A 26,492-nucleotide genomic window follows, 5' to 3' on the forward strand; every position below is an offset into this window, starting at 1 on the left:
TGACTGTCATGAGTTGATTATAATGAGAGGTGTGAAATAGATAAAATACCGGTTTTCTATCCTTGTTATAAAGGTGGACTATATCATGATCAATCTGGAATGGTATCGTATTTTTCTGCAAACCGCCAAATATGGCAATCTGACCAAAGCTGCGCAGCAGCTTCATATTACACAGCCATCTGTTAGCTATGCGATCAAACAAATGGAACAAGCGCTGGGGCTCAAGCTGTTTCATCGCCAATCGAAAGGGGTATCGCTTACGGAGGAAGGCAAAGCGCTGCTTGCTTATGTAGAGCAATCCTTTTCTCTATTGGATGCCGGGCAGCATTATATCAGAGAGATGAAGCAACTGAATGAAGGCGAGCTTCGAATCGGAGCAAGCGATTCATTAATCAAGCATGTATTGCTTCCCTATTTAAACCAATACCATCAACAGTATCCTGGCATTCGTATCAGGCTGTCACATGGCAAATCGCCTGATATCGCGAGCCGGTTGAAGGACGGCCTGCTGGATTGCGGGATCGTGCATATGCCGCTCTCGGACCCCATGCTTCACATACAGGAGCTGGCCTCCTTCGAGCATTGCTTTGTCGTTGGAGATGCGTTGAAGGAGTGGTCGGATCGAATGTTGGCATCGAAAGAGCTGGTGAATTTGCCGTTATTGATGTTGTCGCCAGGAAGCAGTACGAGAAACTCAATTGATCAATGGCTCATGAGCAGAGGGCTGGAAATCAAGCCCGACTTTGAACTGGGAAGCGTTGATTTGTTAATGGAGTTTGCGATGCTGGGGTATGGTGCGGCTTTCATCAATCGATCCGTTATTCAGGAGGAAGTAAGGGCAGGCAAGCTCTTCGAACTTCGACTGGAAGAAGCTCTTCCTTCCCGAAGCATCGGACTTGCCGTGCGGCGTGACATGAATCCCTCGGTTGCGGCTGATCGCTTTATCCACATGCTTAGAGATCATCGCTAAGAAGCATTTTTGCTCAGATAGATAAGGATGAGATTATCGTTAATGATAATTTGCTTGAATGTTGCATAGCCGAGCCGTGCATACAGCGCAAGATTCTTCGCGCTCTTATGACCAGTGAACAATTCGAATCGGCGAGCTTCGGGAGACCAGCCTTCAATAGCCTCCATAAGCTTGGTTCCGATGCCTTGGTTCTGATGAGAGGGCGCCACAATCAGCTTGCCGATCGACAGGGTACCGTCTTGCAATCTCCCCCTCACTGAACCAACCAGTTGGCCTCCTGCTACTGCCTTTAACAGTATGCCCTCGGCATACTCCTGTTCCAGCTCCTCCTCAGTTTGTATGAGCGGCTGGATGTCGTAATCCTCATAAAGGATAGCTTCGCTTTGATAAGCTTCTCTTTGCAAAACCAGAATCGTCTTCAAATCCGTCCATTCAGCTCTGCCTATTATCAAACTGAACTCCCCCATAGCTTTTCTAGCAACACATGCGTGCCATATCCCAGCAAAAAGGATATCCCCATCACAATGAGATAAATCACTCTGCCGATAAGGGAAACCATTCCAAGCCAGCTAAGCTCTAGCAGTTTCTTTTCAGAGAGAAATGCTGCAAACTTGCGAAACAGATAAAAAGTATAGAGCTTAAAAGGCAAAGTGATCGTAATGATGAGTAAGATTTCATGAACGGCATCATCCATTTGATAACTAATAACGCGACACATAATGGCATTACCGGCAAAAAGGAGAAACAGCAGCAACCGATTGGCGCTTTCTTTCGGTTTGCCATCGATAAATCCATCGAGCCATAATACAAGTATCACGGTAATAATCAGATACATACTAATACCGCTTGTTCTCATAAAATCCGCCACTTGAGGACTTAGGTAGACACTAAGCCAAAAGAGTAAAAAGAATAAGAGCAAACCATTACTGATGAGTCGAATCAAGGTCTGAAAGGTGATCATTTTGTCATTCACGTAAAAACTTCTCTCCCTGTCTGTATGCTGTCAGCCTATCTCCATTGTACATGCTACAGGAAAATACATCCAGGAAAACTTGCGGGATACACCATTATAGCTCCTTCATAAACCATGCATCGCAAGCATAATGCTCAGATCCCGCCAGTGGTCCCTCCAATGAGTAGAAACCGTGCTTGGCATAAAAGCGATTAGCGGCTTCCATCGTCTGAAGCGTCTCTAAGTAACAGTGCTTATAATGCAATCGGGCAAACTCCAGCGCCGTCTGGATTAACGGACCAGCTACACCCGTTCCTCGGATCTGAGGAAGCAGATACATCTTCTGCAACTCGCAGATGGTATCCGATTGAGCGAAAGAAGCAATACCGCAGCCCCCGACAACTCGGCCCTCCTGCTCCGCTACCCAATACGCCTCTCCTTCATTTTGCTCATAAAAATGATACAGATTGGATAAACTGGCATCTTCCCAGGCCAGTCCGGAGCGATTGCCGCCAAATTCGATCAGGCAGCTGCGAATGACAAGCTCGATTGCTGTATTATCGTTTTCACATAATTTACGTATGATCATCATGATGTCTCCCTATCTGCTAATCGGCAGCTGGATAATGTATGAATTCAGGCATACAGCCGCATAATCTATTAATGGATACCCATCTATTCATAATAATAAGGAGGACATGACAATGTCAAAACTGAATATCGGTATTATTCTCGGAAGTACTCGCCAAGGGCGTGTAAGTCCTCAAGTAGGCGAATGGGTTAAAGAGGTTGCAGATAAGCGCGGCGATGCGAATTACGAAATCGTTGACATTGCGGACTATAAGCTGCCATTGCTCGGCGAAGCTGATGCGACTGAACAAGCGACGAAGTGGAATTCGAAGCTGGCTAGTCTGGATGGCTTTGTATTTATCGTACAAGAATATAACCACAGTATTACTGGCGCGCTTAAAAATGCGATTGATTACGCTCGTGATGCCTGGAACAACAAAGCTGCCGGCTTCGTCAGCTATGGCTCTGTCGGCGGTGCTCGCGCCGTTGAGCATTTGAGAGGCATTCTGGGCGAAGTATCCGTCGCAGACGTTCGCATCCATGCTGCATTGTCCCTGTATACCGATTTCGAGAACGGTAACGTATTCAAGCCTGCCGATCTGCATCTGACCAATGTGAATGGCATGCTGGATCAAGTCATAGCTTGGAGCGGTGCCTTGAAGACAATCCGTTCCTGATCTCCTCATTCGGCCAATATGGATATGCATGATCATTAAACTGAAATGGCGGTGCCCAGGATTTTAATCCTCGCACCGCCATTTCGTATTTTCGGCCAGACGCCGTCTTATTCAGATTAAACAGGCTAAAGGTGTCCATCCCAGTTCACGGATAGATGAACGAGTCTTATAGTCGCAATTCCTCCAACATCCTCTAATCAATAGCCGTGTAATCTGCCAACTTTCCTTCAGTTGAATCCCACACAACCACTTGCCCCTTCTTCGTCCACGAAATAACTGGACCTGAACCCAGATAACGAGACTGGCGCTCCTTCCGATCAATCAACCAGCTACCACTGCCAGATAAGGTGACCGCGACATATCGATTCTCTGGATCGTCCGGTTTGACCAACACTCGAAGTAAATTAAAATCGTCCCAGCCATCGATCGAAGCCCTCAATATGGAATCGTCATCTTCGGACAGAGTCTCATTCTCCTCTTTCTTTTGCAGTCCTTTCTTATAGTGAATGAATGCTTTGCCTCTGAGAAACTCTTCACCTGAACTTCCGATCATTGGAACTTTAATCGTCTCGTTATCGGACCAGGTTACGGAATAGATGAAATGCCAGCCGTCACTGTGGCCGCTGTAAGCTGCTCCCTTGAATTCCGATACGAGCTTGCCGTCAGCATCGATCACCAGGACATCTGCATCTGGACCAAGACTGCCGCTCGAATCCAGCAGAATAGCCACATGTTTCCCGTCGGGGGAAGCAGACATCCCATAGATAGGCCGATCCGATGAGTAGAGTGGCCCCGTGCTGACGCCATTAGATTCTACCCGATAGATATGCTCCAATCCTCTTGCTACAAATAGAAGATCCCTTTGCGGTACATATGAATAAATGAGATTTACGCCATTATCAGCCATATAACGTACAGGATCGTCCCCCCATTCCTTCAAGGTTATATCCTTAATCTCATCTGTCTCAATATTCAACCGGAAGGCAGTCCTATCCATGTTGTAGACGACAAACTCAGGATCGTGAGTTGTTGAGCTAGAAGGCATGACTAACACTGCAGAGTCGAAACCATGCTCGCTCACCCGTTTGCCTGTCGTGTCAATCCAGTACAGTCCGCTCCAAGCAATTCCTTGCCTGATCGTAATGAGCCTGCTGTCTAGCGGCGAATGGATGTTGAATGAATTCCCGTCCGCAGTTAACACTTCATCCAGGATGAATTCTGCCCTTGCGTTTTTCGGCAGATTAGGAAATCCGATCACAACCCGGCGATCATCCGTCCAATCCATCGTATATTCGGCAGAAGCGTCTCCATGAATAGATTTAACATATAGCGTTGATTGGAGCGCATTGGTGAGAGACAACCTGTCTATATTGCGGTTCGCCACTAAAGTGGCCGTGTCGCTATCCTCATCAAGGGATACGATCAGTCTAGGCTCCATCTTGTCGGTATCTGGTTGCAGCAACAATTGAATCCAGGCTGTAGGAAGCGACCATGCTTTTGCCCCCTCCTCGCCATGCTGCGTTGTGTACAGTTTCACACTCACATCAGGAGCATTGGACTCTGACAAGTCCTGGAGAGAGAATGAAGCCCTTTCATCACTGTTGGATAAAACAAGTGTATAAGCCTTGCCGGAATGCTCAGGATCATCGATGTGTGAGGAGTGTGCTTCCTTCATGCCTTGGAGCAACTGTTGAATGAGGGCCGGTTCTTGATGTTCAGTTACGATTGAATTAGAGCTGTCCAGCAACTGGATGGATTGTACATCTTGAAGGATCGGTATGCCCACAACTGTATCGTCTTGCGTTAATTTTGACTCGTTGCCGCTGCAAGCTTGCAGTATGCTTACTGTAATTAGGATGATGACAAGCCAGTACCGCAACTGTAATCGATTCTGCATCATTAAGTTTGCCTCCCTGAACGATATACAATATCTTCTTGTAATGCCTAATTATATAACGAGGAGGCTTGATTAAAAGTTGCTCGCAGCCCAAAAAGCAGCCAATCCCCCACAGAACAGTGAACCTCATACGGGTCACTATTCATCATTAGGATGGCTGCTTCTATTCCAAATGGATGTTTATCGCGATCCTTTGGCGGACCAGAACATAATGGGAATAAGCAACAGAGACAACAAACCGCCGGCAAGTGCAAGCGTCGCATAGTTGGACGCAGCAACAATCATCCCGGACAGCGCGCCGCCCGACGCTCCAGCGAGAGCGATGAGTACGTCTACCGTACCTTGTGTCTTCGCTCTTGTCGCTTGACTTGTAGAGTCGACTATAAGGGCCGTTCCGCTAATCAAGCCCATATTCCAGCCCAAGCCTAACAAGGCTAGTGCAGTAACTAGCGATAACATGGAATCGGCAGAGCCGAAGGCTGCCAGAAGTCCCGCAGATAACAGGACGACACCCGATGCGCATGCCATCTTGATTCTTCCGAACTTGTCGATCAGTAGTCCAGTGAATAGCGAGGGCAAGTACATGGCGCCTACGTGAATGCCAATAACAACGCCAACGTCGCTCAGACCATGTCCATGATGCATCATATGAATGGGCGTCATCGTCATAATGGATACCATCACAATCTGTGTCATGATCATAATGGCAGCACCCATCCGAATTCCCTTCTTCCGATTGGAGGCTGACATGCTGCTTTGTTGATTCTTTGCGGTCGATTGATTGGCTGTGATCGAAGCGACAAGGAATGGATCCGGTCGCATAAGTAGAAGAATAATGAGACCAGCCACAGTAAAGGCAGCAGCAGCTAACAGAAACGGGCCAGCCAGCCTTGGAATGCCCAGCGATTCGGCAATGTCCCCCATCACCTCAACCAGGTTCGGCCCTGCCACAGCTCCAAATGTCGTGGCGACCATTGCAATGCTGATCGCTGTTGCCCGTTGTTTTGGCTTAGCCAAGTCGGTGCCTGCATAACGAGCCTGCAAGTTGGTGGCCGTGCCTGCTCCATAGATAAATAGTGAAAAGTACAGCAACGGAATGCTGGAAGCCACTGCGGCTGTAATAATTCCGATCGCACCTGCACCGCCTGTTAGAAAACCGGCCGCAAGACCGGAGCGTCTTCCGAATCGTTGGGTGAGACGCCCCATAAGGAATGATGCAAGTGCGGAACCTAGCGTAATAAGTGCGACAGGAATACCGGCGTAGCGCTCGGTTCCGAGCATGTTTTGCGCGAGCAGAGCTCCAACGGTTACGCCTGCCGCAAGACCTGCCCCGCCGAACAGCTGGGACAACACGACAATAGCCAATGTACGCTTGTACAACTGCTTCTGCTTGCCTGACTCCGTCCATTCCTGAAGACGCGCAGTCTTCTGATCTTGATTGTCTTTTGTGTTAGCTTGAATACGCATGGACTCGAGTCCTCCTCCTATTCTATGGATGTATTATGGATGATCCCCTTCCATACATCAATAGAAAATTCTGACCTGGCTGAGCGCAAACCGCCCCCGTTCCTAGCAGCAGTGAATAAGCTGCTTATGGAACGGGGGCGGGATATGGTTTCTATAATCAGTGCTATTGCTGGTTAAGTCCGTATACCTCGTCATAAGCGTCGAAAATTTTCCGTGCGATAGGAGCGGCTCCCCGGCTTCCGAATCCGCCCTCCGGCACCACAACGGCAACGGCAAGTACGGGGTTCTCTGCTGGCGCAGACGCGATAAAGACTGAATTCTCAACTAATCCGCCAGCTACGCTTTGCTCCGATGTTCCGGTTTTTCGTAAAAACGTATGCCCGAAATCATCAAATCCGGTAACTCTGACTTGTCTCATGCCATCTTCAATCTCTTTCCAGTAGCTATCCGGAAAATCAATCGTATTAAGGACGACGGGATCAAACTTCTGGACGACGTTGCCGTCGGTATCCTTAATTTCGGTTACGAACAGAGGCTTCATTCGTTTCCCCCGGCTGGCGAGGGTTGCTGTATATTGCGCCAGCTGCAGTGTCGTATAGCGTCCTTGCTGTCCGAAGGAAGCATAGATCAGTGCGGATTGCGTACTAGCGGTCTTGGCTTCATTGAAATATTCGATCGTCCCTTGCAATTCATTCAACCCGCTGCCCGTCGAGATGCCAAGTCCGAACATCTTCATATATTCGTCCCATTTCTGTACGCCCTCTTCGCTTCCCCTATACTTGATGTTAAGCGCATTGCCTATCTTCTCGCTCATGAACGGATTGGACGATTTTTCAATGGCACGAGCCGGGTCCATCGCTCCATATCTGGCATTCTCCGCATTGCGAATGCTTTTCCGGTGAATGCCGACCTTGCCGAATTGGAAGATACCCGTGTCATTGTAGCTGGTATTCGGCGTAATCAACCCCTCATTCAATCCCACTAGAACGGTTAATGGCTTGATGGTTGAGCCTAGCGGGACAATCGAGGATGGATGCTTTCCCCGTTCCTTATCGTCATCAATCGGCTGATAAACCTCACGGATCGTACCGTTAACCATAAAAAATTTAACCTCATCCAATTCTTTTGTAGAAATGGAGCCGCCTTCCCATATGTTCGTATCATAATCCGGCATACTGGCCATAGCGATGATTCTGCCGGTCTTCACTTCCATGGCTACCGCATAGCCTGTTCGAGCATTTTTGCTTCGCGGGTCGCCGCCCTCTTTCAGCAGCGCAAGCTGGTCCATGATCGCTTCTTCTGTCTTCATCTGAATTTGTTTATTGATGCTCAGATGGAGATTATTCCCTCTTACTGGAGGCGTCACGTCCGGTTCTCCAATAACTCTGCCCATGGAATCGATGGGAATCATTTTCAGACCATTTTTTCCTCGAAGCTGCTCTTGAAACATATACTCCAGTCCGTCGAAGCCAACCTCTTCTTCCTCAATGTAATTAAGCAGCGGGTTATCCTGCACCAGATTTTTATAATAAGATAAGTCCTTGGAGCCTTTAAATCTTTTCAAATAACCCACAAGCTGGACGGCAACCGTATCCGAATCATAATGCCGGATGCTCTCCTCCATAATATCAATACCATCGTATTCGTCTAAGTTTTCGGAGAAATACGCAATTTCCTTCTTGGTGAGACCCGCTTTGATGCGCCGAGGCACGGATCTGGTGTTTTTGCGGAAGGTGAGGTCCATGCTCTCCTTTATTTGCTCAATTGTCAGACTTTTGGATGGATCACCGTATCGATCAAAGATGTCTTTCAACTTGGCAGCGAACTGGTCAGCTTCCGAAGTTTTGAAACCGGGTTCTATAGAGAAGTAGAGAGATTGGACGGAAGTGGAATAAGCAAGCTTCTCGCCGGATGCGTCATAAATATTGCCGCGGATCGGAGCTATTCGAACCGGTGTATTGCCGAGCCGGTCTTTTACTTGCTGCAAAATAGTGGGTCCCTCGACAAATTGCAAAATAGCTAACCTAATAATTAATATGGCGAATAATGCAAACACAAGAAGAAAAAACAGATTCAGTCGAAAATAATGTTGACGGCGCAAAGCAATTGCCTTTTTCTCTTGCTCTTCAGACACGAGGGCGCGCCTCCTTCACATAGTCAAACGAAATAAGGATCAAGTTTCCGTTTTATTCTAATGCTTCGTTTAATAGAACCATATGCACATGGTCTTCCCATTTTCCATTAATTCTCAGATATTTGCGAGCGAGTCCCTCATGCATGAATCCAAGCTTCTCGACTACGCGGAATGAAGCCACGTTATGCGGTATAATATTCGCTTCAATACGGTGCAGCTCCAGATCCTGAAAGGCATAATCGATGAGTGCCTGCAAGGCTTCTGTCATATAACCTTTGCCTTCTTCCTCTCCATCCAGTCGGTAACCAAGGTGACAAGAGAGGAAAGCGCCGCGCACAATATTGCTGAGAGCGACTGAACCGATAATCCGATCAGGTTCGTTTGCTTTGGCTATCCATAGCTTGACGAGTTGGCCGCTCGCTGAATGATTCATATCATTAAGGATCATTTCCTGTTGGACTTGAAGCGTATAGAAGGAATCCTCGCGAACCGTTTCCCATGGCGTAAGGAAGGTCTGATTTCTTGCAAAATAGTCGAGCACAAGAGGTGCGAGCGTAATATCGTCCAAAGTAAATAGTCGTAATCTTGTTGTCTGAATGTGCACGTAAATTCCCGCCTTTTCTTTTCATGTATAAGAGTCCATGATAGGGATGAGCTTATGGAGATTTCTCATTATAAGGTTGAAGCGGCGGAATTGCAATTCTGTCAAGTCCCACTAAAGGCCGAGCTCGCGAATGAGAGATTCCAACGGAAGCTTTTGGACAAGTTCGACCAGCTTTTCTTTATCTGTACGAGTAGAGCTTCTTTCCAAGCCCTGTCCATCCCTCCAGCGCATAAGCTCATGGATAGTCATATAATAACGATTCCCGTCTACCTCCAGGAACGTGATATAAGACAAGCTGTTATCGGATTCAGTATAATACTGCAAATAGTAGCTTGGAGCTTCGTTCGATAAATACTCCTCTACAGTTACACTCGGGGAAGAATAATTCATATCGACGATTTCATCTTTTCCCAAAGGATGGACATATAAAGAAATTCCGGTATCCCCATTCGTATACTGAAGGCCTAATGAAGTAATATCATCTGCTTGAAGATCCTCTATCGTATAGATTTCGTACAGTTCAGGAGCATTCATTTCCCGGAAATAAAGGTAGTCCATGCGGACATGCGCTTGCTCAAACGTGTAGCCAGCGAATTGCTGAGGCAGAGATACGCCTTGCACAAGCCCTTCCAAAACACCCGAGTCTCGAATGGTATCTTCATATTTATAAATAAGCGCGGCTTTGTACGTAATCGGATTGATGTATTGCTTATATTGTCCCAATTGCAGCTGCGCCAACTGGCGTTCTGCTTCCTGATTCATTACTTTAATCTCTGCCTCTGTATAGGCGTCATCATCATCATACATGTTCAGATGCGTGGTTGGACGATAAGAAGCGGGCTGATGCTGCTCATCAGCGAGAAATGCGGCTAATGCGTTGACGAGCTGCTCCAAATACTCGTATTCGATATGCTGGGCCGTATCTTGACGAGTATGAATAGACGTAAGCTCTTCATCCGAGATTGTAATGCTTTGATAGGCATGATTGGAGAAAGAAAGATGATCGTTTGAACCCGTGTCCTCGCTATATTGAATAGGAATACTGGTTTTCTTGAGCGCATTGCCGACCTCCAAAGCCAGATTCGTGCTATTGTTCGCTGAAGTAATCAAGGCAGCGCCTCTTGAAGCTCCGCCAATGGAGTCCAAATTAATATTGTAGAAGAAATCATAATATTGCGTAAGCTGCTTGACGAAGGCGTTGCTGCCTTGCAGATCGGATTCCCCCCCGTTGAAAGCCGCGAATACAATATCTGCCTCCCCTTGCTGCATCTCTTTCAAATTCGTTGCAAGCTCCAGCAAAGCGCTTACGCCGGATGCATTGTCCAGCGCACCGTTAAAGGGCGTTCCGTTCATCCAGCCAACACCGTCGAAGTGAGCGGATATGACAATCGCAGTCCGAATCGGAACTTCAGATTCTCTTCGACCGGGCAGCAGACCCACTACGTTGTTAGCTTCGATTTGTTCTTGCCGAAGTCCTATTTGCAGCTGCAATTGCTGGAGCTTATCTTGATCCTTTATTAACTTCTGATAGGTCATTGGGCTAATCTGGATGACAGGCATGTCTGTATGCGAACTTTGGCGCAACACGTTATTTTTAAATTCCGCCGTCTTCACCAAGACTGCTTTAGGCTTAACCGTTAATGTGCTTAGATCTATTTCGCGATCAAGGATAAGCATTTTGTTAGCAAGATCGGGATCATTTCTCTGCGTCGTGATGGATACGGACTCGTTGTAATCGTTGGAATAAGCTTGAACGAGAAAAGAAGCACCATGCTTGAACGTACGGCGACGGTCATGTTCATAGATGGCTTCCAGAGTGATCTGCTGTTTCTCCGGATCGAAGAATACATGATCGTAGGGAATGGCGAAGCTGTCGCCCTCTAGTGGACTTAATCCTATGCGACTGAATTGCTTCTCCATCCATGCTTGAGCTTTAGCATTTCCCTCCGTTCCGGTTAATCTACCCTCCATTTCAGAAGCAGTCAAAGCTGTGACGGACTGTTCGTAACCATTTTTAGGTGTGTCTGTACAACTGACCAAGGTTAGGCTAATACCAATTGTGATCATAATCGTGGCCATACGTTTCAAGCGCAATATGTTCTCCCCTGTCCTCTGTGTAAAAGCATGATTGTATATGAGTATATATAATTATCTCTATTAAGGGCATTCTTGGCAATCAAGAAAGAAGAGTGAACGTATGTATGATGAATCGGATGAGGGCATAAGCAGATGAAAAGCTTGACCAAGCACAATAATACGGCCCAGGCTGAACGGCCTGGGACGAATATTGGAGTTGGATACTATGACGAGGAAAAAGAGGAAAAGGTTGCTAATCTTTCACACGAGGTTAACTTGACTTGTCTTCCATCATTAACACCATTAATAAATACGAATATCGGCTATTTTTCCTCGCTCTTGATAACCCAAACTGCGATAGACGCCATTAGCGTGGGGATTGCTTAGATCCGCATACAGCATCGCTGTAAGTCCTTCTTTCAATATTTGGCTTGTGAGTTCACCCACAATCGCGCTCGCAAATCCCTTCTTCCGATGCTCCCCAGGCGTATAAACAGAATTGATCCGGGCATGTCTCGGCGAGCGATGGGCAATATTGGCCATAGAGACCGGAGTATCACCATGAAGCCACAATGAAAGATTTCCGGCAGCAATCAACCGTTCGGCAACGGGAAGCTGGCTCTCAGTAGTAACAGGATGACCGTAGGCATCCTCTGAGAATCCGGCTAAAAAAACGGCAATAATGGGCACATCTTGAGAGCCGGCTGGCCGTATCTGGCCTGGAACGCCAATCACGGGTCTGACTGAGGCGCAAGTATATGCCTCCATATTCATTTCAGCCCTATAGCTCACTCCGCACAAGGCGGCATACGTGCTGCAGAATTGTTCCGCAGTGTCAGGATCAGAGAGGATGCCAGGCAGACGATCCTTAACTAGTTTGTTGCATAAAGCTGCTATCCGCTCCGTGCGGTCCTTCGCATTCAGTTCCTTTGATAACCATAACCAGCCCTTGTAATCGACCGACTGGGCGAACATCATTCGTCCATCCTCAGACTTCCATCTATGCGCGCAATCGCCCTGCGTGATCACATGAAACAATTGATTAGCCGCTTCGTCCCGCAAAAAGCTGGGATGAGGGCGGACTAAATCTTCTGGCAGCAAATCGATGAACATCAGGCGCTTCCCCCAATTCTCCCCTGCCTGCTCGAAAAGCTCCATTCCCTGAGGGAAGGAGCACCGAATCGAACGGGCATTGATTTTTTTACAAGTGTACTGGCGCTGTTAGAAGTTGTCAATCCTCATTTGCTTGCCTCTCGTTCAAAGTGCCCGGCTCAAGCTGATGCCATAAGAATGATCTGCCTCCCATCCCAATCGTCTCGCCATCCTCTCCTGTTAGAATAACTCCGAATAAAGAATGGCTTAGAGCTTCATGCAGCTTCATCTACATTCTCCTTTTCTCGAGGGGGACACAGACTATTTAAGGTTTAAAATGAAGAGTTGCTGTGCTGCTATTCGTCTGCTATAGTAATGATCTACTTTTCTGAAAAAGGACGGTGCAGTCCGTGCGTTTCTACCGACCTATCGATATTGCTCGTGAGCTTGGCATCAGTACGAGCGCTTTGCGTCATTACGAATCATGGGGCGTAATTCCAAGTCCCGAGCGATCAGCGAACGGATATCGTCAATACACGGAAGTTCATGCCGCATACTTTCGCTGCTTGCGAGCGATGTTCCCCGGATTCGGCGTCAGCATCACGTGTCAGACGCTGAAGCATGTACAGCATGGAGAGATGGATGCTGCTTTCTGGCTAGTTAACAAAGAACAGGCTTCGTTGCATGAAGAGAAAACGATTGCGGACCAGACACTCGCATTACTGCAGCAGCCGGATCTGCCTCCGATTCGAGGCAAAAAACGGCTGGGACGCATGAGCATTGGCGAGGCAGCGACTTATACCAATGTACAAGCCTCTGCGATTCGACATTGGGAGAAAGAAGGATTAATCGTGCCTGACCGTGACCCGGAGAATGGCTACCGGGTATTCGGAGCGACACATATTCGGCAAATCCTGCTTATTCGGACGCTGCGCCGCACAGTCTATTTGCTGGACAGTATGCGTGATATTGTGAAGGCCGTTGAGCATCATGATGTGGAGAAGGCGAAGCAAGTGACGGAACAAGCGTTATTCGTCCTTCATGGCCGCAATCGGTTGCAGCTTAGCGGTGTTCATCAATTGGTGGAGCTATGCCGTATCGCTGGACTGCTGGCTCCTCCATTTGAATCGCACTAAACGAGGTTATCCCAAGCGTCTTAGATGATTAAAAGTGGTACTCTTCTTTCGTTTGCTTTTATGCTTGCTAAAGAGTCGACTGGCCTACACTCGCCCATCCTGTGCCGAAGAAAGCGACAACAGCCCAAAAGCCAAGAATGGCGATGCTTGGAATGAGATCCCATGCACCGCCATTACTCATGTTGCAACCATGTTTAGTCAAGCGAACGATCCTGCTTGTGAGACAGTCGCGTTCCAAATTGTACTGCAAATGATAAAGGCTTCAAGCGGAAGCCTTGCCCTTCCAATGCTTTCCTAAGCTCCCCCATCGCTTTGGGACCCATTCCATGAAGCTGCATAAGCTCAGCTTCACTCTTGCCGGACAACTGCGACAGCCGGTCATATCCGGCATTTGCAAGCGCGCGCTGCGCAGGCTTCGCCAGCTTCGGGAAAGCGGAAACAGATGAATAATCTGTTGCCATGTGAGGTCCCCCCTATGCTCAGAATAGAATCAAATCGACTCGCATTACCCTTCAGCACTAAGCGGTTTCGGACGAAACAGCAGGCCAAGCAGGGCGAACAACAGAAACGCCATTCCCAAAAATAGGAAAACACTATTTATTGAGACATATTGAATACCGAATCCGCCAAGCGTGGGCCCCATAATGCTTCCGATGCTGAAGTGGATGGACGCGATGACGTTTGCGGCAGGCAAGATAGACTTAGGCAGCAGATCAGCTGCGTATGCCAGCCCCAGAGAATAGAAGGATCCAACGACGCCCCCCGCTAAGGCAAAGAGAACGAACAGCAAGGCGATCTGATTGCCTGCAGCTGGAATAGCCAGGAAGACGGCCGCTCCAATGATGCCGCAAGCAATTAATATGGGCTTACGGCCAATCCGGTCGCTCCATATCCCGAGCGGCAACTGCAAAATCAAGCCCCCGATGCCGAATGATAGCAACAGCAGTGAAATCCAGTGCTGGCTAATGTCCATACGCAGGCCATATAACGGGAAGTTGCTGTTCATCGACGATTCCATCAAGCCATATAGGAAGCCTGGAATTAGAACAAACCACGCAACGCGATAAGTGGTCAAGAAGCGATTCTCCGATTTGGCGCTCTTGGCCGAACGTTCAGGCCATTCGTTCGACATGCGCAGCACGAGCAGCAGCACAATAATAAAGAATATGCTCGTAACTATGAATGGAACTGCCCTGCCAAGAGGCATCAAGTTAATGCCAAGCGGTCCGATACTGAAGCCGAGTCCGTATGACATGCCGTAGAGCGAGATATAACGGCCGCGGCGATCGGATGGTGCGGTGCTGACAATCCAGAGCTGCGAGGCATAATGCAGGGCACTATCCCCTACGCCGACGAGCAGACGCAACACAAACCATGCTGTCAATGAATGGGTTAACGGGAATAGCAACGTTGACATCGTGACAAGCGCAATGCCGGTTAGGATCACTTTTTTATAGCCGAACCGAAGAACAGGCTTTTCAATGAAAAACATCGTACAGAAGATGCCGATGTACATCGCAGCAGAATTGATGCCGTTCAGATCGGATGAGACACCCGCATCCTCCAGCATGATTGACAATAAAGGCAATAACATGCCTTGACTCATGCCCGCAACTACGACGACGAGCAGAAGGACTAACAATCGATAGGGAGACGATAGCGGTGCTGATGTTAATGAAGCTGATGACAAGACGATTGCACTCTCCTCGTGAATGATGCCCCAAAAGGCCCTCACACATTGTAACGTGGAGTGATACCGTTGGCAACCATCATGTACAGGAACAATTTAGGCGCGCTTTACCCCATTAGTACGCCAATGCAAGGGATTTCCTTACCACTTTCTCATTGTTTACGCAGCATTGTAGGAGTTAGATTTGAGTTGCTTTATGCTTCTTAAATGTTTCCATAAATACAGCCGGATCATCCGATACGGTGTAGGCGTATAAGCCATGGCCGGTGTGCACATACAGGATGCCGCCTTCCTCTCCCATCGGTCGATAAGAAAGATCATGCACTTCATTTAGAGGAAAGGTGCGCCTCTTGGTTTGAAGTTGCTTCTCATATAGCCGAATGAATCGCGGCTCCTTTATCGTCCGCATTTCCCCATCTGCCAATATTCGTTCAACTTTATAATAGGATTGTTCGGCAATCCATGACATAGACATAGCTCCTCCTTCTATTACATGCAAAGGAGCCTCCATAACAATGCCATGGAGGCTCCTCTCTCACTAGTTGGGGTTTAACGCATTAATTTGGCTCAGCAGTTCATTGATTTTGTTCATCGTCTCGGGAAGGCCTGTTGAAGCAAATGCGGCCCTGCCTTGCTCGATATTCGTCAAGGCCTGATCCAACCCCTGCTGCAGCTTGTCGTTATATCCAACGATTGTGGAATGAAGCTCTGCCGCATATTCGGGAACTTCCAGATTCTTATAGCTCAAAATTTGATTTTTCAACGCCAATAGCCGATTTTTCAAATCCGTTCGAGCATCCAGGTCCGTCAACGCCTGTTCTGCAAGACCGTTCATCTCTTGCCTGAAGCTATCAAGGTTATTCATATAGTCTGTCGTTTCGGTTGCAAAGTTTATCCCTTGATTGACGTTCTCCAATATGCCGCAGCCGGATACGATCAACATGGTTAATGCCATTAATAATGAAATGCGCCATTTTTTCATTCCTGCTCTCTCCTTCTCCTGAACGGGCCCAATCCCGTTGTTTCCTATGTCTATTTCATTGTGCCCCTACATAACCATACGGAAACAACGTCGTTACGTTCCGTTATTCACCTCGGATTCAATCGGATCTGCCAGCGGAGCCTAGCGATACCTTAAGGAGGTTGCTGCATGAGTCAGGAACGTCGAGGGCCGAGTTCGGATAATCCGGCCTCTCCTACGTCAATCCCCCAGCCGATCAGAAGCGACGGGGCTGGCGGCATAGACAGAGGACCGCGAGATATAATGCGAGACCGGCAAAATCCAGATTTGCTTGTCCCACCTGTCACGGACAACGGTTTGATTCCCAATGTAAGATTTTCGTTCTCCGATACGCATATGCAGCTGAACCATGGGGGCTGGTCGCGGGAGATTACGGTCAGAGAGCTGCCGATTGCCACTACATTAGCTGGCGTCAATATGAGCTTGACACCAGGGGGCGTACGCGAGCTGCATTGGCATCAGCAGGCCGAATGGTCTTACATGCTTATAGGACGCGCCCGGATTACCGCTGTTGATCAGAATGGCAGAAACTTTATCGCTGATGTGGGGCCTGGTGATCTATGGTACTTTCCTCCCGGAATTCCGCATTCTATTCAGGGACTGGAGGAAGGCTGCGAGTTTCTGCTCGTATTCGACGATGGCCATTTCTCCGACTTGAATACGTTATCGCTGTCCGATTGGTTCGCCCATACACCAAAAGAAGTGTTGTCTGCCAACTTCGGCATACCGGAGTCCGAGCTGGCATCCATTCCGAGCGATCAAGTCTATATTTATCAAGGAGCGATTCCTGGGCCATTATCGTCTCAGGCTGTACAATCGCCTTATGGGGAGGTGCCATTATCCTTCACTCATCAATTGCTTGCACAGCCGCCTGTGAAAACGCCAGGAGGCAGTGTGCGAATTGTGGATTCCAGCAACTTCCCCATATCCAAAACGATTGCGGCCGCATTGGTCGAAATTCAGCCCGGCGCGATGAGAGAACTGCATTGGCATCCCAATAATGATGAATGGCAATATTATTTGACGGGTCAAGGCCGAATGACCGTGTTCGGTGCCGAAGGCAATGCCCGTACCTATGACGTTCGAGCAGGCGACGTCGGATATGTACCGTTTGCTTTTGGACATTACATTCAGAATACCGGGACCGATACATTATGGTTTCTCGAAATCTTCAAGAGCGATCGATTTGCCGATGTCTCCCTTAACCAGTGGCTGGCCTTAACGCCGCAAGCGCTTGTACAAAGCAACTTGCATGTGGGCGAAGGCTTCCTCTCCCATCTCCGCAAAGAGAAATGGCCCGTTGTCAAAATGCCGGGGTTCACCTATGACAATCGATCAGATAGTAATTAGAAAGCCTAACAAGCCCCCTTCTTTGGATGGGGGCTTGTTAGGTGAATATGTAGTAAGAAAGAGGTTTCCTATTCATCCAAATATATGACTGATTGCAATTCACCAATGGCTCCATCGATTATGACCGCATAGGAAGGCTCGGTAAGTGGATGAGCCAGAGGAACAACACGGGCATCTGTCAGCTGATAATAGTCTGCCTGGAGATCAAAGATCAGCTTCTGACCATGAGCGGTAATCGAATATCGACCTAGTTGTTGTTGATTCAGCCATTTCTGTACCTGTTCCAACTTGACGAAAAGCTGACTTGCCGCGATGGATTGATCGAATTGCACCCATTGATGGCCCGTGCTTTTGCTGGTACGGATACCTTCCTGAGGAACGGCTTCCCGGTTAAAATGAGCATAGACCAGCGTAAATACTCCTTCCTGCTCTTGTGTGACAAGAGAGAAGGACATTTCTTCCAATTGATCGCTTGACACCGTTGCCCTGAAGTCATTCACGGTTGTAGGACCCGCAAGCTTATTACCGCTGCTAATCTCATCCAAGAGTGCTACAAGCTTTAGACTATTGAAGGATAATGGGACCTCGAATGATCTGAACTTGCTTGAAGGCAACAGTACGGCTAATGCAATACCAACTATCGCCATCAACAGGCATAACCCGATCAATATTTTTCGTTTGGACGCATGTACTGCGCTGCCCTCTACGACATCTGAAACATGTTTCTGCAAAATCCCTTTCTCCCCTATCATGTGGATAGTCTCTGCAACCAATTACGAAGGCTTTGACCCCATTATAACCCAAAGTTTAAGTTAGTCGAATGTTCAGATGACAAAAAAAGCCCGCTGACATCGACAGCGCGGGCTAGTTATGGTGGAAACATCAGCACCACACGGAAAATGCATGATCGAATTATTTCAGGCTCGACCAAATGATTTGCTTCGTGCCTAGTACCGATTCCGGTATCCATGAGTAGTTGGACGGTACAAAAAAGGTAACGATCAGATTTTCGACAGGGTCCACGAACATGGCCGATCTTCCGGCGCCTTCCATTTGGTACGTGCCAATGGATTCATAAGACATATGATCAATGGCCAGGTCGATTCCGAGCGCGTGGCCTTTGTCCTTTACTTTGCCGCCCCAGTGATAGGCGGGAACCTGGAACAAATGACGTTTTGTCAGCATCTCGACAGATTTTCGCCCCAAAATGCGTATTCCCTCGAATGTACCGCCGTTCAGCAGCATCTGGCTGAACTTCCATAAATCGTACAAGGTGGAATACAGCCCGCTGGCCGATCTTGGCGGATATCTCGGATCTTCGTCCTCCTGGTCATTCAAAGCGTCCAGGTCATATTGCGAGATCGTCAATACTTCACTATGCAAATGCGCCGGCACCTGGAAGAAGGTACGACGCAACTGCAGCGGCTCGATCAAATTCTCGATCACATAGCTCTCATAGCTTTGCCCGGATACGCGGCGAATCACTTCACCAAGCAGACTAAAGCCGGCGCCTGAATAATTATAAGCGGTGCCCGGCTCGCAAGCGAGCGTACCTTGCAATTGCTTGGCAATCCAGTCATCCATGCCATTCTGTCCCCACCATGGGCGCGGATATGGCTCGTTGTAATAGCCGCTAACTGGCATGATTCCCGAGGTGTGCGTCAATAAGTGAAACAAGGTGATGTCTCTGTGCGTAGGGTTATCGAATTCCTTCAGAATTGTCGCAACCGGTTGATCCAGATACAGCTTGCCGTCTTCAATCAGCTTGACGATCGACACGGCAGTAAAGGCTTTCGTTATGGATGAAATTTTCATAATAGCATCCGGCAGCAATTCCCCGGTGCCTGTCGTGCCAGTCAATGCGCCCATAGAACGCCAAGCCACAATCTTGCCGTGCCTTGCGACCAAATAGCTTCCGCCTTGAAGCTTCTCGGCTTCAATTAATCTCTGGATATGAGCGTCCAGCTTAATTAACTGACTCTCATCCATATCTACCGAGCCGGGACTTGCGTCGAGCGCGCCTTCAATGACTCTGGATTCCAACTCCAACTCCAACTCTACTTCACTCATGTCTTTCACCCACCCTTTTATATACTAGAAATTTATTCTAATAGATAGGGTGTAACCAGTCTAGCGGTGTATCGACAATTCATTGAAAATTATAAAAAATCATGAAATTCTATCATGTTTTTCATGCTGCTTCAACGATTTGATATGAGCCAAATGATGTCGTCCGTGCCAGGCGTACATGCCCAGATTCAGGTCTAGTCGCATAGACTTCTGTTGCTCTGGGTGGAAGAACGTACGTTGATAGTCTTCCTCCGACATCCCCTGCAACAAAGTGCCCCACCTACGATGCAGCGCATCCAACAAAGCGAGCGACGTCTCAACAGGTTCTGCTTCCGTATCATGCAGCTCTGCCCAACGATCCTCGTAATAGGGCTTGATAGAAGGATTGTCTTCTGTCAGCGCAAGCTTGAAGCGAATATAGGCGTTCATATGGCTGTCCGCCACATGATGAATGACTTGACGAACACTCCATCCTCCGTCCCGATAAGGCGTGCTTAATTGTTCCTGCGTCAAGCCTGTAACGGCATCTCTAAGCTGGGAGGGCAATGAGGCGATGTCGCCGATCCATGCCTCTCTTTGAGCAGCATCTATTTCACTATTGTGTTGAAACGTACCTATCGGATACCGGATATCTTCCATACGACTCATCTCCAATTCAAAGTATGTCTTCGTTATGTCAAAATCAAAGTTTACCAAATGCTCGCAGTGTCTTCAGACGATCAACGGTAAGGGACCCGCGCCATTCCAGTTCCCCAAGCGGGCTTGCAGCAGGGAAGCTGATGGGCCAGCCGCCGTCTGCCAGCTGTTGCTTGATCATCGCGTCCAGATGAAGATCAAGCTCTTCCGTCGTGACGAACTTAGCGGCATAGCTGTCAGGAGAGGCCACCCAGTCCAGTATCTTCTGCACATAGCCTTCCGCATAGGGATCACGCTCGATGACGCCCTTCTTCGCGAGCCAGCCATCCAGCTTCTCCACAGCTTGCGAGGTTTGTGGCGTTACTGGCGCATGCTCCAGAATTGAAACCCATTGCACGCCTTCATGGTATTCCTCTGGCTCAGGCTTCTCCATGGCTTGCCAGACGAATCGGAGATTACGCTGAATCCATTCCTCCTGACTCCATTCCGCCCAGCGCGGTTGCTTCATTAGCAGCCCCAGAATATGACCAGTCGGGTTCAAGTTAGGCATGTCGTCGCGCTCTGTTATCCACCATGGTGCATGCGGGTAGGCCATGAGGCTGCGGAAGGCAAGCGGCAGTCCACCCTCTGACAGCGTAATGCTCTTCAAATACCGGATTATGCCGCTCATTAGCTCTGTATCATAAGCTTCAAGCTCGTCAATGATGATGAGCGCCTGCTCCGTCGGAACGGGCTGGCTCTGCGGACAGCGGATATCCGGCTCCAGTGCATGACCGAATCCGCCATCCTCATTTTGATAAGCAGCCAGCGCTTCCAGCACGCTTCCCTTGCTTCCTCCCTCGAACCAATAAGCGAATCTCTGCCGGTCCAGTAATCTCGCATTGCTGTATATGAACCCTCTTGCGTTTTCGAACAGCTCTGTTGATGACATCGTTGTCTACCTCCCTTTAGTCTAAAAGGATTTCAAGATTGTGCATACCGATCGGCCATCTTGCAGCCCAGCTCATACAAATCGCGCCGCAGCTCATCCGGTTCCAGTACTGTGGCATCCATTCCCATGCCGTAAAAGAATTTTACCGCCCAATCCCATTCATCAGCTGGACACTCAAATCGCAGCTCCCACTCATCGTCATCAATCTGCCTGACATCATGACCGACATGGACATCCTGCTCTGCGAGAAGCGCCCCGCGATAGGTAAGCTTGGCATGAATGGCGATTGACGCCATAGTGGACTTGCTGCTGTCACTTATTGACTCGGAAACTTCAGATTCAGGGGGTGTCGCTATCTTCAGCTCCAGGAAACGATCTACCCGGAAGCTTCTCTTCTCCCCGTGCTCATGAGAATAGGCCTCGCAATACCAGAAGCCGTGGGCCATATACACACGTTTCGGCTGCATATGAAGCCATCGCTGATGCTTCTCCGAGCGGTAATGCGCGAGAATCCATGCAGATTCTGCGACATACGCCAGCAGGCGGTCCAGCAGCGGTGTGCGCTGCGGTCTATCCGGAATCTCGATCTCCAGTCGATTAAGCAGGGGCTCTACCTGCTCCAGTATGCTTGGTGGAAGCGTGGAGCGAATCTTGTCCATGACAGTCCAGCGAGCTTGATGAAACGGCGTATCGGACAACCTTGTGACGGCATTCAGCGCGAACAGAATAACAAGCGCCTCCTCCGAGCTGAAGTGCAGCGGCGGCAGTGAATAGCCCTCCATTAAGCGATAACCGCCAGCAGGGCCGGACACCGCATAGAGCGGAATGCCAATCTCGGCGAGCGCCTGCATATCGCGCAGAATGGTGCGTTTCGACACCTCCAGCTTATCGGCCAGCGACTGTGCGGTTGCCGGCTTCTGCTGCAAGGCAATAAGAATGGCCATAAGCCTGTCCGATCGTTTCAATCCTGAATTCCTCCTATGTGCCATCAGTATATCGAATTATTGGTGACAGGATGGGTGTCATCAATTTTTCAGCGAATTATGATACCGTCAAAATAATTTTACCGATATTGCGATTGCTCTCCATATAGGCATGGGCTTCCTCCGCCCTGCTCCAATCCCATTCCGAGTCTATAACGGGATAGATGACTCCGCTCGCAAGCTGCGGCAAGAACCGCTCCGCAAACTCGGCAGACAGAGCTTCCTTGCGTTCAGGCGACAATCTTCTGAGCGAGGTTCCAATAATCTGCAAACGTCGCGCGATCAACTGTGAAAGGTTTAACTCCTTCACTTTGGCACCGCCTAACAAGCCAATAAGGATAAGCTTGCCGTCGAGGGCAAGCGCAGATACATTCTGATCCCAATATGACGCGCCGACAAAGTCCATTATGACATCTACGCCTCTGCCGGCAGTATAATCCAGCACCGCCGGCAGAAACGGACCCTCTTTGTAATCGATGGCTTCATCTGCTCCAAGCCTCAAGCAGGCATCCAGCTTCTCAGCAGAGCCCGCTGTCGCGATCACATAACATCCTACCGACTTTGCCAGTTGGATAGCTGCCGTCCCTACTCCGCTTGCGCCCGCATGAACCAGTACGGACTGACCCGCCTGAAGGCCGCCTAACCGGAACAGGTTCAGGTAAGCGGTCAGGAATACTTCCGGGATGCCCGCCCCCTGAGCATAAGAAAGACTATGCGGAATCGCCATCGCCATAGCCGCAGGAATGCGTACACGCTCCGAGTAACCCCCGCCCGGCAACAAAGCCATGACGCGATCGCCGGGCTGCCATGGACCTGCCCCCTCCAGTACGGTGCCCGCCATCTCTAATCCCAGAATCGGGGACGCGCCTGGCGGAGGCGGATACAGCCCTCGCTTCTGCAGCAGATCGGCGCGATTGAGCGCAGTAGCCTTTACTTCAATCAACAGCTCGCCGTAAGCTGGATCCGGCTCTTCCGCTTCCCCTATAGTCAGGCGGTTCGATTCCGAATCTTGCATAATCGCTCTCATAATGGATACCTCCAGCTCTTTTGAAATGAGTGCAATCCTTAATGATCTTGTTTGCTTTAAGCTTAATCGTAACGTTATTTTCCCAAGAAAGCGATGCCGTCACGCAAAATACTCTATCTATTGCTATATGAGAATAAGGCAATTCTGTACTTGAATCATAGCGATGAAAACCGTTGGACGTACGATTAGAGCGATTACAGGGAGCAATTCGAGTCTGAACCTTGGAGCAACTATCATGATATGCCAACAAAGCCGCGACAACCGTCGCGGCTTTGTTCATGGGAGGGGATATATTAATCTTCGTCTTCCAGCTCCACGTTATGATAGACCTGCTGAACATCCTCCAGATCCTCAAGCGCATCGATTAGCTTGTCGAATTGCGCTTGACTCTCGGCGGACGGCAATGCTACGTAATTCTGTGCCAGCATCGTCAGCTCGGCAATGTCGAATTCTGTAATGCCAACTTGCTTGAATGCTTCTTGTACCGCGTGGAATTGATCCGGCTCTGCATAGACGATCACCGACTCTTCTTCCTCCACGATATCCCGTACGTCAACGTCGGATTCCAGCATCAGCTCCATCACGTCATCCAGTGACTTGCCTGATACGCCGATGACAGCAGTAGCATCGAACATATAGGCTACGGAACCGCTCACGCCCATGCTTCCCCCGGCTTTATTGAAGGCCGAGCGTACTTCTGGCGCTGTACGATTCACATTATTGGTCAACGTGTCCACGATAACCATCGAGCCGTTCGGACCGAAGCCTTCATAACGCAGCTCTTGATAGTTCTCGTCTCCGGAGCCTTTCGCCTTATCAATTGCACGGTCAATGATCGCTTTGGGTACGTTATACGTTTTGGCACGCTCCAGAACGACTTTAAGCGCACGATTGGACTCAGGATCCGGCTCGCCTTTTTTGGCGGCTACATAAATTTCAACGCCGAACTTGGCGTATACCCGGCTTGTGTTTGCGTCTTTGGACGCTTTCTTGTCTTTAATATTGTTCCATTTACGACCCATGCTGCTCCCACTTTCTTCTTTATGGATTCTTCATCATTATAACCGATTTTAGACGAATGTGGACAGGCTATCGCGCAAACTGGCCGAAAACCTGCTATGGGCAATTCTTTGTCGCTTAGACAGGAATGGGTTGAGCTAGTACATCATCAATCCTCATGCTTGTGGGACAACAGCCACTCTATCCATTCCTCCTGGTCATAAGCATGGTGCATGATCCGGTGGCCTTCACCAGAGATGGGAGTGAATCGTACTTGCGGATTATGTTCCTTCAACGCTTCGATCATCTCGTGAGTTCTTTCGAACGGTACGACATCATCCGAATCACCATGGAACGCCCAAATCGGAACATCCTTTAACAATTCCGCCTGGTCGGGATTGAACCAACCCGAGATAGGAGACACTGCGGCAAATAAGCCGGGCTTATGCGCCGCATAATACCAGGCAGCGTGGCCGCCCATGCTGAATCCGGTCAGATAGACGCGCTTCCGGTCTACGTTATATCGTTCGAGGATGTCGTGCAACAGCAGCATAATAGGCTCGAGTTCATCCGTCCAGGATGAATGGCCAGGACATTGAGGCGCCAATAAGAGAAAAGGCAGTTCGTTCTCTTGTTGCAGCCTTGTGCACAAGCCGTAGTCTCGAATAAGCGAGATATCGTCTCCACGGCGATTGATTCCATGCAGGAACAGAATGAGCGGCCACTCTTCTACACTATCCTGATTATGTGCATCGGGCAATGCCAGCAAATAATTGAAGCTTCTCGAAGGCAGGGCAAACTTCTCTTCCATTACGATCATTTTGAATGTTCCCTTCCTCTGCTCATGATCAAGTCTAACAGCTCACTCGGCGAGTTGAGCCGGTGCTTTGCATCGATGGCATCCGGATTGCTGCAACCCCATAAGGCAAGCGCAAAATCTACTCCGGCATCACGCGCACAATGGGCATCATAGATGGTATCTCCGATATAAATCGATGTAGCTGGAGCCGCTCCTGTCAACTCCAAAAACTTAAGCAGCGGCTCAGGATGAGGCTTATGCCGTTTGGTGTCGTCTGCACACACCACATGATGCAATTCATTCATCAGTCCATGAGGTACAAAGTCCGCTAGCAGCTCGTCCGTTGTTTTCGATGTAACAATGCCTGTAGTTATACCCTCATTATTTAATGCCATTAACATCTCCTTAATGCCATTAAATATCGTAATCGTATGAGCAAAATCGATCATATATTCATTCCAGCGCTCATTCGCGAGATCAATATCCTCAATCCCGAGACGAGGCAATGCGTCTGCGCCAGGTATGCCAAGCACAAAGGTTAATTGCTCTGTTTCCAGATGTTGTCCGTAATCGAGCTTCAGCATTTTCTGCAACGAACCCAGCACCGCCTTTTCGGTATCGATCAACGTGCCGTCTACATCGAAAATGAAGGTTTGATACATGCGCTCTCTCCTTTTGGCCTGTAATCTATAGGTACGGCTTTCTGACCACATACGTTATACAATCCGATGTCAGCCTGACTGGCTCATTTCCTCGTTGAATTTTGAATGTCAGCGGTTTGACGAGATGCTTCATCGTCTCCCACCCCCGGTATGTATGATGAAGAAGTTCATTCATTGCTTCTGTCGACATATTGATCTCGAACATAGGGTCAAGCGATTCATTCGTTTGAATGGCCGTTTCTTGTATGTTCAAACCTATAATGATGCAGTTGATGCCGCCTCGCTTTGTACCTTGCGCCATCTCAGTGAGCTTACGCTTTAATTCATCCTCTGAACTCAGATGCTCCAGAGTAGATACCGCAATAATCGCATCGAAGCCCTCCGCGTCGATTGGGTAGCTTTCTATATCAGTCTGGACTGCTTCGATATATGAGTCTACCTGATGCTCACGGCTGTAGCGTATAAGGCCCTCAATGGCGGAGCTTAGCAAATCCACAGCGACTACTCTTCCATTAAACGGTTTCAGGTAAACGGCGATCGGAATAGTATTGCGGCCCACACCGCTCCCTAGATCAAGTACCCGCATCGAATGAGATTGAATCAGCTCCGGCAGCACTTCCATGACCGTCTGGACCGGCTTATGCAGCCATGATCCCGACTCGAATAATTTATGCTGCTCATAGCATTGATAGTGATACAGCTTCTCCTCTGCACGGATACGAACGATTCTATCAGATTGCACATGCATC

29 protein-coding genes are annotated in these 26,492 nt (G+C 48.7%); 4 read left to right on the forward strand and 25 right to left on the reverse strand.

What is annotated here, in order from left to right; genetic code table 11:
- Nucleotides 1–85 precede the first annotated feature (85 nt).
- A complete protein-coding gene (locus DX130_RS08205) occupies nt 86–970 on the forward strand; it encodes a LysR family transcriptional regulator (RefSeq protein WP_116044272.1) in 885 nt (294 codons plus the stop codon).
- On the opposite strand, the gene DX130_RS08210 is transcribed toward DX130_RS08205, so the two are convergent.
- The 3 genes from DX130_RS08210 to DX130_RS08220 form a co-directional block, all read right to left on the reverse strand.
- Nucleotides 967–1,422, reverse strand: a complete 456-nt coding sequence (locus DX130_RS08210) for a GNAT family N-acetyltransferase (RefSeq protein ID WP_240644355.1) — start codon at nt 1,420–1,422, stop codon at nt 967–969. The two genes, DX130_RS08205 and DX130_RS08210, sit on opposite strands and share 4 nt — an antisense overlap.
- Nucleotides 1,419–1,943: a hypothetical protein gene (locus tag DX130_RS08215; RefSeq protein WP_133297905.1), complete on the reverse strand. Its 525-nt coding sequence runs from the start codon at nt 1,941–1,943 to the stop codon at nt 1,419–1,421. Before DX130_RS08215 ends, DX130_RS08210 begins: the two co-directional genes overlap by 4 nt.
- A 94-nt stretch (nt 1,944–2,037) precedes the next feature.
- Nucleotides 2,038–2,514: a GNAT family N-acetyltransferase gene (locus DX130_RS08220; RefSeq protein WP_240644356.1), complete on the reverse strand. Its 477-nt coding sequence runs from the start codon at nt 2,512–2,514 to the stop codon at nt 2,038–2,040.
- Nucleotides 2,515–2,626: 112 nt separating this feature from the next.
- On the opposite strand from DX130_RS08220, the gene DX130_RS08225 reads away from it, so the two are divergent.
- Nucleotides 2,627–3,169 carry an NADPH-dependent FMN reductase gene (locus tag DX130_RS08225; RefSeq protein ID WP_116044279.1) on the forward strand — a complete coding sequence of 181 codons (543 nt, stop codon included), beginning with the start codon at nt 2,627–2,629 and terminating at the stop codon, nt 3,167–3,169.
- A gap of 193 nt (nt 3,170–3,362) precedes the next feature.
- Here DX130_RS08225 and DX130_RS08230 read toward each other — a convergent pair whose 3' ends face one another.
- The 7 genes from DX130_RS08230 to DX130_RS26390 all read right to left on the reverse strand — a co-directional run bounded on the left by DX130_RS08230 (nt 3,363) and on the right by DX130_RS26390 (nt 12,728).
- Nucleotides 3,363–5,069, reverse strand: coding sequence for a TolB-like translocation protein (locus tag DX130_RS08230; RefSeq protein ID WP_116044281.1), 1,707 nt, complete (start codon nt 5,067–5,069; stop codon nt 3,363–3,365).
- Between the two features lie 177 nt (nt 5,070–5,246).
- Nucleotides 5,247–6,533: an MFS transporter gene (locus tag DX130_RS08235; RefSeq protein ID WP_116044283.1), complete on the reverse strand. Its 1,287-nt coding sequence runs from the start codon at nt 6,531–6,533 to the stop codon at nt 5,247–5,249.
- 163 nt (nt 6,534–6,696) lie between these two features.
- Nucleotides 6,697–8,667 (reverse strand): peptidoglycan D,D-transpeptidase FtsI family protein, encoded by a 1,971-nt coding sequence (locus DX130_RS08240; RefSeq protein ID WP_116044284.1) that lies wholly within the window; start codon nt 8,665–8,667, stop codon nt 6,697–6,699.
- Between the two features lie 52 nt (nt 8,668–8,719).
- Complete coding sequence (locus DX130_RS08245) at nt 8,720–9,271, reverse strand: GNAT family N-acetyltransferase (RefSeq protein ID WP_240644357.1); 552 nt, start codon at nt 9,269–9,271, stop codon at nt 8,720–8,722.
- 111 nt (nt 9,272–9,382) lie between these two features.
- Nucleotides 9,383–11,350, reverse strand: coding sequence for a M28 family metallopeptidase (locus DX130_RS08250; RefSeq protein WP_240644472.1), 1,968 nt, complete (start codon nt 11,348–11,350; stop codon nt 9,383–9,385).
- A 300-nt stretch (nt 11,351–11,650) separates the two neighbouring features.
- Nucleotides 11,651–12,460 carry a GNAT family N-acetyltransferase gene (locus DX130_RS08255; RefSeq protein WP_165861196.1) on the reverse strand — a complete coding sequence of 270 codons (810 nt, stop codon included), beginning with the start codon at nt 12,458–12,460 and terminating at the stop codon, nt 11,651–11,653.
- Nucleotides 12,461–12,578: 118 nt separating this feature from the next.
- The gene (locus tag DX130_RS26390; RefSeq protein ID WP_165861197.1) at nt 12,579–12,728 is read right to left on the reverse strand and encodes a hypothetical protein; all 150 of its coding nucleotides are present in this window, start codon (nt 12,726–12,728) and stop codon (nt 12,579–12,581) included.
- Between the two features lie 121 nt (nt 12,729–12,849).
- On the opposite strand from DX130_RS26390, the gene DX130_RS08260 reads away from it, so the two are divergent.
- Complete coding sequence (locus DX130_RS08260; protein ID WP_116044292.1) at nt 12,850–13,575, forward strand: MerR family transcriptional regulator; 726 nt, start codon at nt 12,850–12,852, stop codon at nt 13,573–13,575.
- Between the two features lie 67 nt (nt 13,576–13,642).
- Here DX130_RS08260 and DX130_RS27200 read toward each other — a convergent pair whose 3' ends face one another.
- The 5 genes from DX130_RS27200 to DX130_RS08280 all read right to left on the reverse strand — a co-directional run bounded on the left by DX130_RS27200 (nt 13,643) and on the right by DX130_RS08280 (nt 16,247).
- Nucleotides 13,643–13,777 (reverse strand): hypothetical protein, encoded by a 135-nt coding sequence (locus DX130_RS27200; protein WP_276310883.1) that lies wholly within the window; start codon nt 13,775–13,777, stop codon nt 13,643–13,645.
- Nucleotides 13,770–14,036, reverse strand: coding sequence for a helix-hairpin-helix domain-containing protein (locus tag DX130_RS08265; RefSeq protein ID WP_240644358.1), 267 nt, complete (start codon nt 14,034–14,036; stop codon nt 13,770–13,772). Before DX130_RS08265 ends, DX130_RS27200 begins: the two co-directional genes overlap by 8 nt.
- A gap of 44 nt (nt 14,037–14,080) precedes the next feature.
- On the reverse strand, nt 14,081–15,265 hold the full coding sequence (locus DX130_RS08270; RefSeq protein WP_240644359.1) for an MFS transporter: 1,185 nt from the start codon (nt 15,263–15,265) through the stop codon (nt 14,081–14,083).
- A gap of 178 nt (nt 15,266–15,443) precedes the next feature.
- The gene (locus DX130_RS08275; protein ID WP_240644360.1) at nt 15,444–15,740 is read right to left on the reverse strand and encodes a hypothetical protein; all 297 of its coding nucleotides are present in this window, start codon (nt 15,738–15,740) and stop codon (nt 15,444–15,446) included.
- 63 nt (nt 15,741–15,803) lie between these two features.
- Nucleotides 15,804–16,247, reverse strand: a complete 444-nt coding sequence (locus DX130_RS08280) for a DUF6376 family protein (protein WP_116044296.1) — start codon at nt 16,245–16,247, stop codon at nt 15,804–15,806.
- 168 nt (nt 16,248–16,415) lie between these two features.
- On the opposite strand from DX130_RS08280, the gene DX130_RS08285 reads away from it, so the two are divergent.
- Nucleotides 16,416–17,636, forward strand: a complete 1,221-nt coding sequence (locus DX130_RS08285; RefSeq protein ID WP_116044298.1) for an oxalate decarboxylase family bicupin — start codon at nt 16,416–16,418, stop codon at nt 17,634–17,636.
- Between the two features lie 68 nt (nt 17,637–17,704).
- On the opposite strand, the gene DX130_RS08290 is transcribed toward DX130_RS08285, so the two are convergent.
- From DX130_RS08290 to DX130_RS08335, 10 genes are all read right to left on the reverse strand, one after another.
- Complete coding sequence (locus DX130_RS08290) at nt 17,705–18,367, reverse strand: hypothetical protein (RefSeq protein ID WP_133297907.1); 663 nt, start codon at nt 18,365–18,367, stop codon at nt 17,705–17,707.
- A gap of 181 nt (nt 18,368–18,548) precedes the next feature.
- A complete protein-coding gene (locus tag DX130_RS08295) occupies nt 18,549–19,706 on the reverse strand; it encodes a serine hydrolase domain-containing protein (protein WP_116044301.1) in 1,158 nt (385 codons plus the stop codon).
- Nucleotides 19,707–19,805: 99 nt separating this feature from the next.
- Nucleotides 19,806–20,345: a YfiT family bacillithiol transferase gene (locus DX130_RS08300; RefSeq protein ID WP_116044303.1), complete on the reverse strand. Its 540-nt coding sequence runs from the start codon at nt 20,343–20,345 to the stop codon at nt 19,806–19,808.
- Nucleotides 20,346–20,388: 43 nt separating this feature from the next.
- Nucleotides 20,389–21,273 (reverse strand): hypothetical protein, encoded by an 885-nt coding sequence (locus DX130_RS08305; protein ID WP_116044304.1) that lies wholly within the window; start codon nt 21,271–21,273, stop codon nt 20,389–20,391.
- A gap of 32 nt (nt 21,274–21,305) precedes the next feature.
- On the reverse strand, nt 21,306–22,238 hold the full coding sequence (locus DX130_RS08310; protein WP_116044306.1) for a helix-turn-helix transcriptional regulator: 933 nt from the start codon (nt 22,236–22,238) through the stop codon (nt 21,306–21,308).
- Between the two features lie 76 nt (nt 22,239–22,314).
- Nucleotides 22,315–23,283: an NAD(P)H-quinone oxidoreductase gene (locus DX130_RS08315; RefSeq protein ID WP_116044308.1), complete on the reverse strand. Its 969-nt coding sequence runs from the start codon at nt 23,281–23,283 to the stop codon at nt 22,315–22,317.
- Between the two features lie 293 nt (nt 23,284–23,576).
- Nucleotides 23,577–24,305, reverse strand: a complete 729-nt coding sequence (locus DX130_RS08320) for a YebC/PmpR family DNA-binding transcriptional regulator (protein ID WP_116044310.1) — start codon at nt 24,303–24,305, stop codon at nt 23,577–23,579.
- A 146-nt stretch (nt 24,306–24,451) separates the two neighbouring features.
- Nucleotides 24,452–25,102: a carboxylesterase family protein gene (locus DX130_RS08325; protein WP_116044312.1), complete on the reverse strand. Its 651-nt coding sequence runs from the start codon at nt 25,100–25,102 to the stop codon at nt 24,452–24,454.
- Nucleotides 25,099–25,743: an HAD family hydrolase gene (locus DX130_RS08330; RefSeq protein ID WP_116044314.1), complete on the reverse strand. Its 645-nt coding sequence runs from the start codon at nt 25,741–25,743 to the stop codon at nt 25,099–25,101. The genes DX130_RS08325 and DX130_RS08330 overlap by 4 nt, the downstream gene beginning before the upstream one ends.
- A gap of 25 nt (nt 25,744–25,768) precedes the next feature.
- Nucleotides 25,769–26,485 (reverse strand): class I SAM-dependent methyltransferase, encoded by a 717-nt coding sequence (locus tag DX130_RS08335; RefSeq protein ID WP_240644361.1) that lies wholly within the window; start codon nt 26,483–26,485, stop codon nt 25,769–25,771.
- Nucleotides 26,486–26,492: the final 7 nt, after the last annotated feature.

Source organism: Paenibacillus paeoniae, assembly GCF_003388735.1.
Taxonomy (GTDB): Bacteria; Bacillota; Bacilli; order Paenibacillales; family Paenibacillaceae; genus Pristimantibacillus; species Pristimantibacillus paeoniae.

Coding starts and splice junctions, on each gene's coding strand:
- DX130_RS08205 (WP_116044272.1), top strand. CDS start 86: ATGATCAATCTGGAATGGTATCGTATTTTTCTGCAAACCGCCAAATAT.
- DX130_RS08220 (WP_240644356.1), bottom strand. CDS start 2,514: ATGATGATCATACGTAAATTATGTGAAAACGATAATACAGCAATCGAG.
- DX130_RS08225 (WP_116044279.1), top strand. CDS start 2,627: ATGTCAAAACTGAATATCGGTATTATTCTCGGAAGTACTCGCCAAGGG.
- DX130_RS08230 (WP_116044281.1), bottom strand. CDS start 5,069: ATGATGCAGAATCGATTACAGTTGCGGTACTGGCTTGTCATCATCCTA.
- DX130_RS08235 (WP_116044283.1), bottom strand. CDS start 6,533: ATGCGTATTCAAGCTAACACAAAAGACAATCAAGATCAGAAGACTGCG.
- DX130_RS08250 (WP_240644472.1), bottom strand. CDS start 11,350: ATGGCCACGATTATGATCACAATTGGTATTAGCCTAACCTTGGTCAGT.
- DX130_RS08255 (WP_165861196.1), bottom strand. CDS start 12,460: ATGTTCATCGATTTGCTGCCAGAAGATTTAGTCCGCCCTCATCCCAGC.
- DX130_RS26390 (WP_165861197.1), bottom strand. CDS start 12,728: ATGAAGCTGCATGAAGCTCTAAGCCATTCTTTATTCGGAGTTATTCTA.
- DX130_RS08265 (WP_240644358.1), bottom strand. CDS start 14,036: ATGGCAACAGATTATTCATCTGTTTCCGCTTTCCCGAAGCTGGCGAAG.
- DX130_RS08275 (WP_240644360.1), bottom strand. CDS start 15,740: ATGTCTATGTCATGGATTGCCGAACAATCCTATTATAAAGTTGAACGA.
- DX130_RS08280 (WP_116044296.1), bottom strand. CDS start 16,247: ATGAAAAAATGGCGCATTTCATTATTAATGGCATTAACCATGTTGATC.
- DX130_RS08285 (WP_116044298.1), top strand. CDS start 16,416: ATGAGTCAGGAACGTCGAGGGCCGAGTTCGGATAATCCGGCCTCTCCT.
- DX130_RS08295 (WP_116044301.1), bottom strand. CDS start 19,706: ATGAGTGAAGTAGAGTTGGAGTTGGAGTTGGAATCCAGAGTCATTGAA.
- DX130_RS08300 (WP_116044303.1), bottom strand. CDS start 20,345: ATGGAAGATATCCGGTATCCGATAGGTACGTTTCAACACAATAGTGAA.
- DX130_RS08305 (WP_116044304.1), bottom strand. CDS start 21,273: ATGTCATCAACAGAGCTGTTCGAAAACGCAAGAGGGTTCATATACAGC.
- DX130_RS08315 (WP_116044308.1), bottom strand. CDS start 23,283: ATGAGAGCGATTATGCAAGATTCGGAATCGAACCGCCTGACTATAGGG.
- DX130_RS08320 (WP_116044310.1), bottom strand. CDS start 24,305: ATGGGTCGTAAATGGAACAATATTAAAGACAAGAAAGCGTCCAAAGAC.
- DX130_RS08325 (WP_116044312.1), bottom strand. CDS start 25,102: ATGATCGTAATGGAAGAGAAGTTTGCCCTGCCTTCGAGAAGCTTCAAT.
- DX130_RS08330 (WP_116044314.1), bottom strand. CDS start 25,743: ATGTATCAAACCTTCATTTTCGATGTAGACGGCACGTTGATCGATACC.